The following is a 14,693-nucleotide window of genomic DNA, read 5'->3' as shown; positions in this document are numbered from 1 at the left end:
ACAGTAACCCGTAAAGCAGTCTTTGCTGAAATTATAACCAATGATTCGTCAATCAATCCGGGCAGGTGTACGGTAAGCCTGCCGAACAGGCTGCATATTCACCACACAACGAATGAGCAACGTAAGTGGAAAAACGACATCGAAACTTCCCGGAATCTTCGACAGAAATATCCCCAATACAATCAGCAGGGCTGTACTTCCGAAATAGATGGTTCGACGACGGGCAGTCGAGTTTGCTCCTGTTGCCCAGTAGATGAGGGGTAAATGAAGCGGCATGAAATACAACAGTGTGGGATTCCAGCCCGTCACGCCATCATCGCGAATCATCCACAGTATCAATAAAAACCAGCCCAGAAACCCGGAGAGACCAAACACCAACCGATCGAGCCAGCGATCTACCTTACCGGCTACCATATACCGGCGGATGGTAAACCCTGCCACCAACACACCCAGAATCGTAAACACAACGTCTGGATCGAAGAAGATAGGCACTTGCTGACGAAAAACGTTCTGTGCGGCAAACAGCGTTTGATCACTCTGCACTAGGGGTACAACCTGTCCATTCGCCAATTTTAGGGTAGAATGGGCAAACTGATCGTGAACCTGATCGGGCAGGTACATCGCCTTCCATCCGTCAGTCTGTTCATTGGCCGGCCAGCCAATAGCCAGATTCATGCCCAGTTGATACCAGGGCTTGTCATTCAAATAGTCATTCATCCAATCCCGATACGACTTACCGGTCATGCGTGAACGCGACGGAATAAACAGACTATCGCCACAGGCTTCAACAATCATATCGCGTGGGCGAGTCGCGCAGTTATCGTAATAAAACTTGTATCGGTATTCCCGATTTTCAGGCAGGAAGTTTTTTTCCAACGCCATAAATAGCCGTTGGCGTTGCGTAAGCGACAAGTTTAGTTGCTGTTCGCGTATGCTCCGGTTTGTCTGCTGATAATAATACATAACCTGATAGAGATTATGTACCGACAGGAAGTAGGGTAGCGTACCCCGCAAAAATTTCAGGATAAAATAATCGGCTCTGTAATCAAACCCGCCATAACTATAGTCACGATCCATACCGGTCACAGGATCAATGATCCGGATTTCGGTATGGCCAAACGACGAGGATATATCGTCATCACCTGGACCATAGGTAATTAAGCTTACCCGCGAGGAAGGAGATAGTTGTTGCGCGAATGATGAATGATGAATGATGAATGATGATAGAAGGGCTACCAGCAGACTCATTAACCACGTTGCCCGCTTATTCGTCGTCTTCATCATCCACGTTACTACTCCCCTTTCGTCCTTTCTCCTTTCCTCCCTTTTTCCCCTGAATACAGATAACAATCTCACCTTTTACCGTTTTTTGGGCAAAATACGTAATAAGTTCGGACAATGTGCCACGCTGATTCTCTTCGAATAGTTTCGTGAGTTCACGCGAAACACTGGCAGGGCGATCGGGGCCTAACAGATCAGCAAATTGCTGCAACGTTTTGAGCAATCGATGGGGCGATTCATAAAAGACCATCGTTCGTTCCTCTTCGGTCAACTCCATCAGGCGGGTCTGGCGACCCTTTTTATGCGGCAAAAACCCTTCAAACGTAAAACGATCATTGGGTAAACCCGAATTTACCAATGCCGGAACAAAGGCTGTTGCTCCCGGCAGGCACTCAACCGGAATTTCATTTTTAATACATTCCCGAACCAGCAAAAAACCAGGGTCGGAAATACCGGGCGTTCCGGCGTCAGAAACCAGGGCAAGCGTTTTTCCTTCTTTCAACTGGTTAACCAAACGTTGAACGGTCTGATGTTCATTGAATATATGATAGCTGTGAAGCGGTTTACTAATGGCCAAATGCTTCAGCAATACACCCGACGTGCGGGTATCCTCAGCCAGAATTGCATCAACCGTCTGGAGAACCTTAATAGCTCGAAGCGTAATATCGTCAAGATTACCGATGGGAGTCGGTACGAGGTATAATTTCATAAAGATTGAACGTACGAAAGTGCGAAAGTGCGAATTTCTTGCGCTTTACTCACTCTTTCACCCGTTCATTCTTCCGCTCTTTATAATTTCATCAATGGCAGCTGCCAGTTTATGGTCTTTTTCGGTCACTATATTACCCGCATCGTGAGTAGACAACTTAATAGTAACCTGGTTATATACATTTGACCACCAGGGATGATGGTTCATTTTTTCGGCTATTAAGGCTACGCGAGTCATGAAAGCGAAGGCTTCGCTAAAATCTGTAAATTCAAAATCGCGGGTGAGTTGATTATCCTGTTCGTGCCACATGATGGTACTGGTTTGGTTTTTATTTTTAACCGAATCGACCCGTATAGTGTTGGCAATAGCCGAAATAGAAGCTTATAAATACGCTCTTAAATACAGTTCTTTCTGGCGATTATCGGAAAAGCTGGCACGTTAATTGCCTACAATTAGGTATGAACAATCGTACGCTGATAAGCGCTGGCATTAGCCTTGCTGTATTAACTTTCTCTGCTGCGTGCTGGGCATTGGTATTCATGCTGGTGTTCTAATAGCACTACCTTCGTGAGCCCAATTGGCCATCTATAGCGTCTCCTTATTTTCTGGTATTGTGCAACTACTGCACTCGATTATACGCCCTTATAGAATAAGTCAGGATAATAGTGCATAAAGGATTGCAAACAAAAATGTGAGGCCAATTGCAAATACAACTAGCCAGGTAATCATCCGAACAGGATCAAAAGAATATCGGCGTTTACGGCCCATAAGTACAAGACAACTGCATATACGTCGACTGAATACGGGGCAAAGTAAGTAATACCAAAGTCAAAACCGCACTTATTTTTTAGACAAGCTTCACAAAGGAAGCCACCTACTATACACCGTACACATTGGTTCGGGACCTCAACGATTCCTGTTGGATTCCAGTAATTCTGATTTATTGGTTAGTGTAGCTATCCCCTCCCAAATGCAATTGATGGCGTAGAGTGAATACGTTGTGATAAATAATCATCACCCGGCCGAATAAACTGGCAGGCCCGACGCAGTATGTGTTTATGCTTATCTGGATTCTGTACCAGCAAAAACGTGCACACCCGATGATGCCAGCCACCATAGCCTGTCCACATCGACCCCGTCGAGCTTACAGGTCGGGTAAAGCAGAAACGTGTCGAACGAATGAACATCTGGAAATTCATAAGGAGTGCATCAACAAAATCAGCCCAGCCAAACATGTAAGGCACACACTAACTATAACAGATCATGCTGACACCTGAATCCATTCGAGTGAGTAAACTGGTAACCGATTGATCGAAAAAGGTGCGTGAGACAAATTCGATCGACCACACGTATAAGCTAGAGTTTAATGATTAGACGTGAGAATTTCAAAAAGTAACCTCTACACCATTCAACTCAAGTTGAGGTGTTAACATGCTGGTATTTAGGCAGAAATCAATACGATCTGGGAATTCTGGGCTCGATTGTAGTGATAAACAATGAGCAGGATTGATCAGGATTGAAATTGTGCAGAAATCCAAATGCCCAATATTGTAGCTATAAATGAACTGCCTAATGTAAGGAGCGCCTGTTGTGATTGATTGGTAAATAGGAAGAAGACACCGCAGCCAAACAAGCCAATAGCCGCCAGTAACAAAACAAGACTTACAACGCGCAAAATACGAGAGCTCATAGGTAAAAAATGTCCAATGGCTATGATGTGCAAGTTAAATAGTGTATCGCAAGGAAGGCGAATTAAATTTTTGAATTAATTATTCGGCGAATACAGTTCAATAATTTGCCGGTTTACTGGCTATCCTGTGCTCTCCACAGGATTTAAGCTTACAAGCTCCCATACCCATACCAGGTCCGCCAGAAATAAGCAATAGAATCAATTTAGTGCTCGGTTAATAAAAAAGCCACTGGAAACAATAGTCTCCAATGGCTTTTTATCCCATTTTGATCTTGTGAATTTAACGAGCAAAACTTTTCTCAATTGCCTTTATCCCATCAACTTATTACTTATTTATCAACTTCGATCAATCCGTTTCCTCTTTGATACCAATGGCCATTTTTGAAAAAGCATATAATACTACCCTAAAGGTTGAGGCTGGATATGTTAACGACCCCGATGATGTAGGTGGTGAAACCTTTGGAGGAATCTCACGTAAAGCGAATATAGACTGGGCAGGCTGGGCAATCATTGATGAGATCAAAAAGAAGACAGCCAATAAAAACTTCGATAAAGTAATGTTCGCCAACTCAGATTTGATGAAACTGGTAAGATCACAGTATAAAACAAAGTACTGGGATATCATCAGACTGGATGCAATCACCAATCAGGCCCTGGCCAATGAATTATTCGATACGAGTGTAAATATGGGCATCATCGTAGCAGCTACGTTTCTTCAACGGGCTCTAAACGTGCTGAATCAGAACCAGCAGTTGTATACGGATATTGTTGTCGATGGTATCGTTGGGCCACAAACGGTTATGCTCACTAATTCGCACCCTTACCCAACTCTGTTACTTAAAGTACTCAACATCTTACAAGGCTATAGATATATAGAACTAGCCGAAAAAGCACCCGTTCAGGAAAAGTTTATGCGGGGCTGGCTTAACCGCGTGACAACCTAGCCTACTTCTGCAGAAATGCATTAAAAAAGGTCATATAACCGCTGATGCATAGCGCATTATATGACCTTTAATGCAGAGAGGAAGGGATTCGAACCCTCGATACGGTTGCCCGTATACACACTTTCCAGGCGTGCTCCTTCAACCACTCGGACACCTCTCTAAAGAAAGTCGTCAGTCGATAGTAGCCGGTCGTCAGTAAGTTGGCTAACGACTATTGACTAATGACTGACGACTTATAAAGCAGAGAGCGAGGGATTCGAACCCCCGGTACCCTTGCGAGTACTTCTGATTTCGAATCAGACCCGTTCGACCACTCCGGCAGCTCTCTTTGTGGTTTGGGTGGTACGGCATTCCGGGTGCAAAGGTGCATGTTTACGCTCAATAACGCAAGACTTCTTCCGAAAAAACCTTAACCATTTATCGGCCTTCACTCATTTCACCACTAATAGGCTGGGCCAGCAACGTTCGTAGCCGATTGGTAGCTGCCAGTTCGTGTCCACGCTCGCGGCCCAGCAAAACCATCAGTTTGGTAATGGCAGCTTCTGTCGTAATATCGGCGCCACTAACCACGCCAATTTGTAACAAATGTTTACTGGTTTGATAGTGGCCCTGGGTAACTCGCCCGCCTTCGCATTGCGATACATTGAAAATCAGTATGCCACGGTCAATTGCGCCTTTGAGTGCGTTAAGGAACCAGGCATCAGTTGGGGCATTACCAGCGCCGAACGTTTCCAGAACAATACCCCGGAGGTTTGGGATGTTTACAATCGATTCAACAACGGCTTGGGTAATCCCCGGAAAGAGTTTCAGGATGGTCACGTTCGGGTCTAGTACCGTCTGGATGGTCAATGCCTGACCGGGTTGATAAGGGCGAATAAACGGACGATTGTAGTCGATGCTCACTCCCGCATTAGCCAGATGTGGATAATTCTCCGATGTAAAGGCGTTAAATTGCACGCTTTCCCGTTTAGTTGAGCGATTCCCCCGCAGTAGCAATGAGTTGAAGTAGACGCATACTTCAGGTACGATCGGCCGACCATCTTCAGTATCCGCAGCAATTTCCAGAGCGGTGATAAAGTTCTCACGGGCATCACTACGGGCTACACCAATGGGCAGTTGCGCTCCTGTCAGGATCACTGGCTTGGCCAGCCCCACCAGCATAAAACTCAAAGCCGATGCCGTAAACGCCATGGTATCGGTTCCGTGTAAAATCACGAAACTATCGTACTTCGAATAATTGTCCTGAATAATTTGGGCCAGCTCGACCCAAACGGCAGGCGTCATGTTCGACGAATCAATAATATCATTTAACGTCAGCAGGCTTATGGCAAAATTCAGGCGGTTCAATTCGGGCAGCCGATCCAGCACTCGCTCGAAATCGAAAGGAACGAGTTGACCTGCCTGTGGGTCATAAATCATCCCAAACGTCCCCCCTGTATAAATCACCAGCACCGACGCTTTTGGGCTATCTGAAACCGTCGGATTGATTTGAATGGTTCGGTAAGGCATTTGATTAAATGTAAAATGGATAATGGATAATGGATAATGGATAATGTAGAAAGTAGGGGGATTATTCATTATTCATTATTCATTACCCATCAGCTATTGTGGTAGCAGATTTGCATAAAGAGCAGGCAGTAACGAAAGTGCATTCGCTGTTGTATGCCGTGCCACATCATCTAGCTGGATTTGTTTAAGATCGGCAATGCGCTGAGCGATAAGGCGAATATACGCCGGTTCGTTACGTTTACCCCGGTATGGAACAGGCGCCAGATAGGGAGCGTCGGTTTCCAGAACCAGATGCTCTAGCCCAACATGGGGTAACACTTTATCGATTCCACCATTTTTAAAAGTAGCCACACCACCAATGCCTAATTTAAACCCTAAGTCAATGGCGCGTCGGGCCTCATCCAGCGTTCCGACGAAACAGTGAAAAATGCCTGTCAATCCGGGTAAAGCCAGTTTTTCGATCAAATCAGCCGCTTCAGCAAAAGCGTTCCGATCATGTCCGGAGCGGGTGTGCATCGAAACGGGGAGCTTTTGAACAGACGCCCAACGCAACTGCGTCTCAAACGCCATAAATTGCTGATCAACGAACGTCATATCCCAATAAAAATCAAGGCCTATTTCACCAATGGCCATAAACGCATTCCGGTTCAGTTGGTCTTCTACAGCCGCCAATTCAACTTCTACAGTCTCATTTACATAGGCCGGATGCAGCCCCATCATCGGCAGACAACGATCAGGGTACTGTTCTGCCAGAGCCATCATACTGGGTACTGTTTCACGGGCACAATTCGGCATCCAAATCTGACTGATCTGTTGAGTCTCAGCGTGCCGAAGCATCGCTTCCTGATCATCAGCAAACTGCTGATCATAAATATGTGCGTGGGTGTCGATAAGAATCATGCTTCACTTAATATTTCCTTCCTTTCCAGTCTATTTTAGTTGGGAGCCAATAATAGATCACAGCAAGAGGCCCCATTATGAGCTGGTATATTTCAAAAAGCAACGCATAGGGCCACAACTTAGTTTGCCTGAGTCGGCTTAATCCGTACGAAAGCACCATCGTTTGGATTAATAAACGGCAGCTATACAGAGCCACTGCCGATACAGGAGTCACCCAGGCCAATAAAACCAAAAGTGGGCCGATAAGGTATTGACCATACAGGAATAGTACCATCCAGCGGGGTAAACGCATTGCGCCATGCATCCAGCGTTTTCGTTGTTGCAGCCATCCCTGCAAGGTATCGACGGGTAAGGTTCGGGCCAGCACCTGCTCATTTACCAGATTATGAAAACCATAACCCCTGTTCACAACAGCTTGGAATAGTGCAAAATCTTCAGTTACTGAGAAAGGCAGGGATTCATAACCGCCGACAGCCTCGTAAGCCTGCCGACTGACCGCCATATTGTTGCCCAACGCTGTCACGGGTATTCCTACACTACCAAGCCAATGGGCCAATGTAAGATTGTACAGCCAGTCCAGGGCTTGCAGTTTATGAATGAGTTTAGGGCCATCGGGAAGGGTAACTCCGGTAACGATCCCCGTTTTACCCACCAGATACCGACCCATTTCTGAAACCCAGGTAGTTGGCACCTGCGTATCGGCATCGGTAAAAAAAAGATATTGACCTCTAGCTTGATTCGCTAGTTGCGCCAGCGCATTCGTCTTGCCCTGTAAACCGGAATCAGATTCAGTGATCGGTATAAGCTGAAAGGAAGGGTGCTTTCGGACGAAATCAGCCACGACGGCATCGGTTCGATCGGTCGACTGGTCATTCCCAATAAGTACTTCAACAACACTGTCCGGTGTGTCCAGTTCAGCAATTGCCTTCAGACAGTTTAAAATGGAGAATTCTTCATTGCGAGCAGCAATCAGAATACTCACCGATGGACGTACAGGGCTGAGCTGGTTAGTATCCAGCATAAATAGGTTGCGGAACGGCCCGGAATGTATAGCCGCGTTCGGAAAAATGAGCTAATACCTGAGGCAGCACATACCGCATCGTTGGCCAGGCTTTCAGGCTGTCGTGAAACACAACAATCGAACCGGGTTTTGTGTACTGAATGGTTTTCCGCAAACATACATCAGCGGGCAACTTCCGATCAAAATCGCCCGTCAGGACATCCCACATGACGATCGAATAATCCTCCATTACCTCTGCCGCCTGGCTCTTTTTAATACGGCCATAAGGTGGACGAAACAGGGACGTTTCAACACCCAGTTCAATCTGGCATTTTTGGATATTTTCCAGATAGGTTACATCATCCGTACGCCAGCCATTGAGGTGATTAAACGTATGATTGCCAACCATATGGCCTGCTTCCAGAACTTTGTAGAGCATATCCCGATGCTTGCGCACATTATCCCCAATACAGAAAAAGGTAGCTTGTGCCGAAAATTTATCGAGTTGCTCCAGAACAAACTCGGTCACGTCTGGTATTGGACCGTCGTCGAACGTCAGGTATATAGTCGGTTCTGTTTCATCCTCAATCCGCCACCAGCATTCAGGATAAACCGTTCGGAACAGAAAATTTGATCTATGCAGAAAAAGCATAAGAAAATAAGTAGCAAACTGATTACAAGTCAGTTATAGCGAGTAACTAACCGATTATTGAACTAGTTCATAAATACTCCGCCCCGTTGATCCAAAATCTGATGCAATTATATACCATTACGTTAAGATTTTTGTTTTGTTGCATTGTAGAATGAGATTCTACCAATCGCGTTTTACATTCTTTTTACCCAAATCGCCAGCAAAGTTTATTGCCAACCGCTTGTTAATTAGCGTCTTTCCGTATCAACGCCTGATATTCCTGATGTAGTAGTGTTTTTCGATCTCCAAATTGTTTGATCAACAAATCGATGGCGCGCTGACAGCGATTGTATTCTGGTTTATCAGGCTCCCACAGGTAATCATCAAACAACATTAGCCCTCCGATCTTGAGCAACTCCCAGCTATACATGCCATCGGCAAGGACGTTGATCGCATCGTGCGCTCCGTCGATGTAAATAATATCGAAACTGGCAGGCTGTAATGTAGTAAGGGCGATTTCCGAACGTTCCTGAATAAGGGTTACCTGTTGGGCTTTTCCAGTAAGTTGAATATTGTGCATGAACCGGGGTCGGGGTGGATTGACCGGCCACGGCATCGGATCAACACAAACGAGCTGGGCACTGGGGTGGGTTAAAACATGTTGCAGAAACCATACGGCTGAACGACCTTCAAAACTGCCGATTTCCAAAATTCGCAGGTTTGGCTGATCGCGATACGGGGCAAACCAGGTTTCCCAACGACTGTAGTTATGGCTGGTCCAGTCGGAGGTGAAACTAAAATCCGTTGCTTGCCTAAGTTTCCGTTCAAATTGTTTCTCCCGAATAGTACGTAGATAGGTCAGGGATAAGTCACTTGCCCTGCTCAGGCGATGAAAAAAGGCAACCAGAGTACGATGCATGACACCTAATTAATGACTAGCTAAATGGCAACCTGCCATAAATCAGCGCTAAAGGTACAATACATGACCTTACTTGTTAATAGCCCCCGGCTTTGCATCAGTTAAGTTTACGCCCTTTCCAGACATATCCTTTCGACTGGGCAACCAGCCCGAAAAACAAGACATAGAACGGATAGACTAACTGCGTCAGTGGAATTGCGCTTACGGACGTTCTTTTTTGCAGAAAAACAAGCACTTGCCGTAAAAATAAGAACTCGGGTATGGCTTTTAATCCGATAATGATCAGCGCAGTATCACCCGCCCAGTATTCGCCCAACCAACCCAGTACTGCACTAACTGGAGCGGCATTGCTGAGGAAAATAAACACCGCCAGCACCGACGGCCAATAGGTCTGATAAGCCCGCCATTTGCTCGCCCACCGTTTGCGCTGGTTATAAAATGCCCGAATCGAACCGTGTGGCTTAGTCCGAACTATCGCTTCAGCGTTTTTCAAGAATTGAACACCATCGGGATACCGGGACGCAATCTTATGCATCAGAAACTCGTCGTCGCCCGACGCCAGATGATCAACACCTGAAAAACCACCCACTTCTGTAAATACGTCTTTTCTATAACACAGATTTGCTCCGTTGCACATTGTGGGTCTATGAAGTGCCATCGTACAGGCACCCGATCCAATCAAACTGGCAAATTCAACGGTCTGCAACGCATCAAACAGGGAAGAATCTGACGTAAACGTAACGGGACCGGATATGAGCCGGGCGTTGGTTTGGCGGTAAAAAGTGGCGATGGATGTCAGCCAATTTTCACCCACCCGGCAGTCACCATCGGTTGTTACGATCAGTTCGCCTTTGGCTTGTGCGATGCTTTGGGATATGGCCCGCTTTTTGGGCGAAGCCGTACGCTCATCCTTCAGGCAGAGGGGACGTAAAACATAAGAAGCTCTTTGTGCATACGCTTCAACAATCGCCCATGTATTGTCGGTCGATGCATCGTCGGCTACAATCACTTCAAATTGCTTATAGGTTTGTCGACTCAAATCATCTAACAACTGAGTTATGTTTTCAGCTTCGTTACGAACAGGCACCATAACGGAAATAAACGGCCCATCGACGGTATGATCTACGGTTGTTCGATCAGGCATTCGTAGCCAGACAACCCAGAGTGTCAGCGTAAATAAGGCGTATAAGCCACTAATAATCAATAAAAAAACAATCATTCGTTGATAGCGTTAGCCGATAATCAATAGTCGCTGGAATGGTCCGGTTTTGACTATTATCGACTAATTATCAGTTTCCAGACCCAAATTAAACCAACGAGAACCGGTATTAGAATATTGGCGAGCCAAAGGAGCAGTGTTGCGGTGAGTAGTACGGAAGCCGGAACACCAAACGGAGCAAACACCCATAGCGCAGCGGCCTCCCGAACACCCAAATCACTCAACAGGTTGAAAGCGGGAGTAAGCGTTTTTACCAGAAAAACGAGCCCTATCCCCGACGCTGATATGCCCAATGGCAATTGTATACCTACTGCCTGCATAGCCAGCCAGAATTGTACTGAAAACAGTAAATACCGCAAAGCCGCTACCGCAAGGGCCAGGTTAATCTCGCGATCGGAATAAAGACCAGCCACATTCCAATAATCGGCCCATCGCTTTAGTGCTGGTTGGGTAGACAGCCACAAAACCAACCTCTGTCGTACCAATCCGAATACTACCCCTCCTATTGACAAACTCATTAGGATACCAAGTAGCCACTGTCCAGCGTGTGTATTCCGGTCAGCCACGGCATTCAGATGATAGGCCCAGGCAACAGTACCGGCAACCAGTGCCACATAGAACTGCATACCACCCGATACGAGTGACGCCCCAATGGCCACACTCCGCCGGGTGGAATGTAATGTCAATATGCGCCCGGCGGTATCACCCAGTTGAGCAGGCAAGGCAAAACCGAGTGACACTCCTGCCAATACTCCCTGAAAAGCCGCCCAGAATGACGTCCGTTCGATTCGCTGAAGCAGGATATGCCACTTCAGGGCCTCCAGCCCCCAGTTGATGGGCATCAACAACACCAAAGCCGCCAGCCATCGTTCTGGATGAGCAACCGTTTTGACCTGCACCCAAACGGCTTGCCAATTGAAAGGTTGCTGTCGTACTACATAGCCGATGTACGCAAGGAGGCCCACTAAAACCGTAATTTTAGCGAAAAAGATGATTTTTTTATCGGGTTTCAGCGACAAAACAGTGGAGAACACGTTACTTTGCAAGAGAGCCTACGCCCAACTATGATTAATACCGTCAATTCCGCTGTCCAGTCAAAAAAAAGTACGTTGGATAGCCCTCCGGCCGAAAAAATAATCCTGGGTGTGGACCCTGGCACGCAGGTGGCCGGGTATGGCATTATTTCGGTGGCGGGTGGAACCATGACGATGATTCAGTATGGCGTGGTTCAACTGAGCAAATATAGTACCTACCAACTGAAGCTCCAGAAACTCTACGAAACCATTCTGCGGCTGATCGATGAATACCATCCCGACGAGATGGCCATTGAAGATCCGTTTTTTGGCAAGAACGTACAGGCGATGCTCAAACTGGGTCGGGCGCAGGGCGTTGTGATGGCGGCCGCTCTCTCCCGCAATATCCCGATTGTTGAGTACGCTCCCCGACGTATCAAGCAGTCCGTGACCGGCAATGGAAATGCCTCAAAAGATCAGGTTGCCCATATGGTGGGACATCTGTTAAATCAACATCTGGACCCACAGTTCTTCGATGCGACCGACGCATTAGCCATTGCGGTTTGCCATCATTTCCACGCCAATGCACTGCCCGTGGTATCGAACAAGAAAACCAAAAAGGGTGCCTGGGGAGCCTTCGTCAGTGAGAATGCCGATCGGATCAAGTAGGTAGATAGACTTTTCACCGACACATTTGGCGCATTCGTCCCAAATTCTATTCGGCTTCCGTGCTGTTTGCCCATTCCAATGTACTTTTCGTGCATGAATACGCGGATTTCGATCGTCATACTACATATTCTTGGCTGCCTTATTTTTCTGGCCCTCCCCTATCTGTTTGCGGAAGATGGGTTTGCAAAACTGGCCGATCTCCCCTACGATTCGCACGAACGGCGGAACCTACTTTCCTATCTGCTCACCATCGTCTTTTTTTACACGAACTATTATCTTCTGATTCCCCGGTTTTTCTTTCGAAAACAGTATGTTTTGTACGGGCTGACGGCATTAGGTTACTTTTTACTTATTGAAAGTGTGCTGGTGGTTGTGAACCGACAAGGATTTAACCCAGACCCATCTAGTCAGTATAGTTCACCCCGTAATTATCCACTCCCTCATCCAATGAATAGTCAGCCCCCTTTATCCAATGACAATCGGCATTACCCACCACCAGGCCCTCCATTTCCTACACAAACCCCCAGACGCCCAGGCCCTTCGGAGCTAACTCAAACTTTTTTCTTGACCCTGGCTGGGTTTCTGATGGCGATTGTGATCCGGGTCAATAATCGCTGGCAGAAAACCGAACGAGAAAAGATTCAGACTGAACTCTCTTATCTGAAAGCGCAGATCAATCCGCATTTTCTGTTCAACACCCTTAATAGCATTTATTCGCTGGCCATCATTGAATCACCGGCAACCGCCGACGCCATCGTAAAACTTTCTTCTTTCCTGCGTTATGTGATTCAGGAATCAAAGAAAGAGCTGGTTTCGCTGCAAAATGAACTGGCCTATATTGATCAGTATATCGCCTTACAGAAATTACGACTGGGTGATACAGCCCTTATTGACTACACTGTGGAAGGGAAAGCCAATGGGATACAGATCGTTCCTCTTTTACTGATTTCGTTTATCGAAAATGCGTTTAAATATGGTGTTAGCCCTGAAGAACCGTCGACTATAACTATTACGATTTCTATACATGAGGGCGAACTAACCTGCCATGTTTTCAATAAAAAAGTCCGGGTTTACCAGCCTACGGCCGTGGCCAGTGGCATTGGTCTGTCGAATACAAAAGCCCGGCTACAGTTGCTTTATCCGGGTCGTCATCAACTGGTCATCAACGATACCCCTACTACCTTTACCGTCGATTTATCAATTTCGCTAGCATGATTCGCGCCATAGCCTTAGACGATGAACCGCCTGCATTGCGGGTGCTTACTCATTTCTGCCAGCAGGTCGATTTCATTGATTTGCAGAAGACGTTTACACGTACCGACGAAGCCTTGCGTCATCTGAGGCAGTTTCCGACAGACCTGCTGTTTCTGGACATTAACATGCCGTCGATGTCAGGCATCGATTTTTATAAAGAAATTAGTGCCCCTTCGGATTCCTCGCAGCCCCTTATGGTCATTTTCACGACGGCCTACGCCGAGTACGCTGTTGAAGGGTTTACGCTGAATGCCGTTGATTATCTGCTTAAACCGTTTACGTTTGAGCGGTTTGTACAAGCCGCCAACAAAGCGGCCGATTTTTACCGTTGGCAACAGCGTGATGATAAAGCCACCGACGCCTATTTATATGTTCGGGCCGATTATACGCTCCACAAACTAGCGCTGACCGATATTCTGTTTATCGAAGGACTGGACGATTACCTAAAAATTCATCTCGACCCCAACAGCCCAAACGGCCCTCACCCACTTGTGGCCCGGATGACTATGAAGGCAGTGCTGGATCGTCTGTCCGGCTCCAATTTCATTCGTGTACATCGCTCTTATATTGTGCCGTTGACCCGAATTGAGGCCGTTCGGAATAAAACTATCTTCATTGCCGGTCATGACATACCGATCGGAGCCAGTTACGAAGCCGATTTCCAGAACCGATTCGGCAAGTGATACCCTCCTAACCGACTACGATTCATTGTAGCGAGTGCCTGTAGCTATCTATTGAAACTGTTTAAACTTTTCAAATTTCATTAAAACTGGGTAGTTTTTTTGTCATGCTGACCGGGACGCGTAGTCGAAGAAAGCATCTTCGATAGCAGCATTATTTTATTGTAGCTACCAAAGATGCTTCCTTCGACTACGCGTCCCGGTCAGCATGACAAAACTCGCACCTTTGATTTTCTATGGAAGTTAAAAACAGGTTTATTGTAAAGCGGATTCAC

The 14,693-nt window shown here is 46.5% G+C and carries 15 protein-coding genes and 2 tRNA genes; 4 read left to right on the top strand and 13 right to left on the bottom strand.

Annotated elements, in window-relative coordinates:
* Window positions 1-48 precede the first annotated feature (48 nt).
* The 4 genes from ACYVFD_RS25000 to ACYVFD_RS24985 all read right to left on the bottom strand — a co-directional run bounded on the left by ACYVFD_RS25000 (window position 49) and on the right by ACYVFD_RS24985 (window position 3,225).
* The gene (locus ACYVFD_RS25000; RefSeq protein WP_461093390.1) at window positions 49-1,281 is read right to left on the bottom strand and encodes an Lnb N-terminal periplasmic domain-containing protein; all 1,233 of its coding nucleotides are present in this window, start codon (window positions 1,279-1,281) and stop codon (window positions 49-51) included.
* Entirely contained in the window at window positions 1,265-1,990 is a 726-nt protein-coding gene (gene rsmI / locus ACYVFD_RS24995) for a 16S rRNA (cytidine(1402)-2'-O)-methyltransferase (protein WP_461093234.1), read from the bottom strand. The genes ACYVFD_RS25000 and rsmI overlap by 17 nt, the downstream gene beginning before the upstream one ends.
* Before the next feature lie 57 nt (window positions 1,991-2,047).
* Entirely contained in the window at window positions 2,048-2,344 is a 297-nt protein-coding gene (locus ACYVFD_RS24990) for a 4a-hydroxytetrahydrobiopterin dehydratase (protein WP_461093389.1), read from the bottom strand.
* Between the two features lie 602 nt (window positions 2,345-2,946).
* The gene (locus ACYVFD_RS24985; protein WP_461093233.1) at window positions 2,947-3,225 is read right to left on the bottom strand and encodes a hypothetical protein; all 279 of its coding nucleotides are present in this window, start codon (window positions 3,223-3,225) and stop codon (window positions 2,947-2,949) included.
* Window positions 3,226-4,051: 826 nt separating this feature from the next.
* Here ACYVFD_RS24985 and ACYVFD_RS24980 point away from each other — a divergent pair.
* Window positions 4,052-4,624: a glycoside hydrolase family 108 protein gene (locus tag ACYVFD_RS24980; protein ID WP_461093232.1), complete on the top strand. Its 573-nt coding sequence runs from the start codon at window positions 4,052-4,054 to the stop codon at window positions 4,622-4,624.
* 73 nt (window positions 4,625-4,697) lie between these two features.
* Here the strand turns inward: ACYVFD_RS24980 and ACYVFD_RS24975 are convergent.
* The 9 genes from ACYVFD_RS24975 to ACYVFD_RS24935 form a co-directional block, all read right to left on the bottom strand.
* Window positions 4,698-4,784: transfer RNA gene (locus ACYVFD_RS24975), tRNA-Ser, on the bottom strand.
* Between the two features lie 81 nt (window positions 4,785-4,865).
* Window positions 4,866-4,952: transfer RNA gene (locus tag ACYVFD_RS24970), tRNA-Ser, on the bottom strand.
* A gap of 89 nt (window positions 4,953-5,041) precedes the next feature.
* Window positions 5,042-6,133 carry an asparaginase gene (locus tag ACYVFD_RS24965; protein ID WP_461093231.1) on the bottom strand — a complete coding sequence of 364 codons (1,092 nt, stop codon included), beginning with the start codon at window positions 6,131-6,133 and terminating at the stop codon, window positions 5,042-5,044.
* A 93-nt stretch (window positions 6,134-6,226) separates the two neighbouring features.
* Entirely contained in the window at window positions 6,227-7,033 is an 807-nt protein-coding gene (locus ACYVFD_RS24960) for a TatD family hydrolase (RefSeq protein ID WP_461093230.1), read from the bottom strand.
* Between the two features lie 7 nt (window positions 7,034-7,040).
* Window positions 7,041-8,054 carry a glycosyltransferase gene (locus ACYVFD_RS24955; RefSeq protein ID WP_461093229.1) on the bottom strand — a complete coding sequence of 338 codons (1,014 nt, stop codon included), beginning with the start codon at window positions 8,052-8,054 and terminating at the stop codon, window positions 7,041-7,043.
* Window positions 8,041-8,685, bottom strand: a complete 645-nt coding sequence (locus tag ACYVFD_RS24950) for a polysaccharide deacetylase family protein (protein ID WP_461093228.1) — start codon at window positions 8,683-8,685, stop codon at window positions 8,041-8,043. Before ACYVFD_RS24950 ends, ACYVFD_RS24955 begins: the two co-directional genes overlap by 14 nt.
* A 223-nt stretch (window positions 8,686-8,908) precedes the next feature.
* Window positions 8,909-9,583, bottom strand: coding sequence for a class I SAM-dependent methyltransferase (locus tag ACYVFD_RS24945; RefSeq protein ID WP_461093227.1), 675 nt, complete (start codon window positions 9,581-9,583; stop codon window positions 8,909-8,911).
* A 97-nt stretch (window positions 9,584-9,680) separates the two neighbouring features.
* Window positions 9,681-10,802, bottom strand: coding sequence for a glycosyltransferase (locus tag ACYVFD_RS24940; protein ID WP_461093226.1), 1,122 nt, complete (start codon window positions 10,800-10,802; stop codon window positions 9,681-9,683).
* A 56-nt stretch (window positions 10,803-10,858) separates the two neighbouring features.
* Complete coding sequence (locus ACYVFD_RS24935; RefSeq protein WP_461093388.1) at window positions 10,859-11,821, bottom strand: lysylphosphatidylglycerol synthase domain-containing protein; 963 nt, start codon at window positions 11,819-11,821, stop codon at window positions 10,859-10,861.
* 45 nt (window positions 11,822-11,866) lie between these two features.
* Between ACYVFD_RS24935 and ruvC the strand changes: the two genes are divergently transcribed.
* The 3 genes from ruvC (at window position 11,867) to ACYVFD_RS24920 (ending at window position 14,421) form a co-directional block, all read left to right on the top strand.
* Window positions 11,867-12,484: a crossover junction endodeoxyribonuclease RuvC gene (gene ruvC / locus ACYVFD_RS24930; protein ID WP_461093225.1), complete on the top strand. Its 618-nt coding sequence runs from the start codon at window positions 11,867-11,869 to the stop codon at window positions 12,482-12,484.
* 93 nt (window positions 12,485-12,577) lie between these two features.
* Entirely contained in the window at window positions 12,578-13,699 is a 1,122-nt protein-coding gene (locus tag ACYVFD_RS24925) for a sensor histidine kinase (protein ID WP_461093224.1), read from the top strand.
* Window positions 13,696-14,421 carry a LytR/AlgR family response regulator transcription factor gene (locus tag ACYVFD_RS24920; protein ID WP_461093222.1) on the top strand — a complete coding sequence of 242 codons (726 nt, stop codon included), beginning with the start codon at window positions 13,696-13,698 and terminating at the stop codon, window positions 14,419-14,421. Before ACYVFD_RS24925 ends, ACYVFD_RS24920 begins: the two co-directional genes overlap by 4 nt.
* The last annotated feature ends 272 nt before the right edge of the window (window positions 14,422-14,693 follow it).

This window comes from Spirosoma gilvum, from assembly GCF_054776815.1.
Note: the sequence above shows the minus strand (reverse complement) of the source record. Positions and strands in the feature narration are given on the sequence as shown.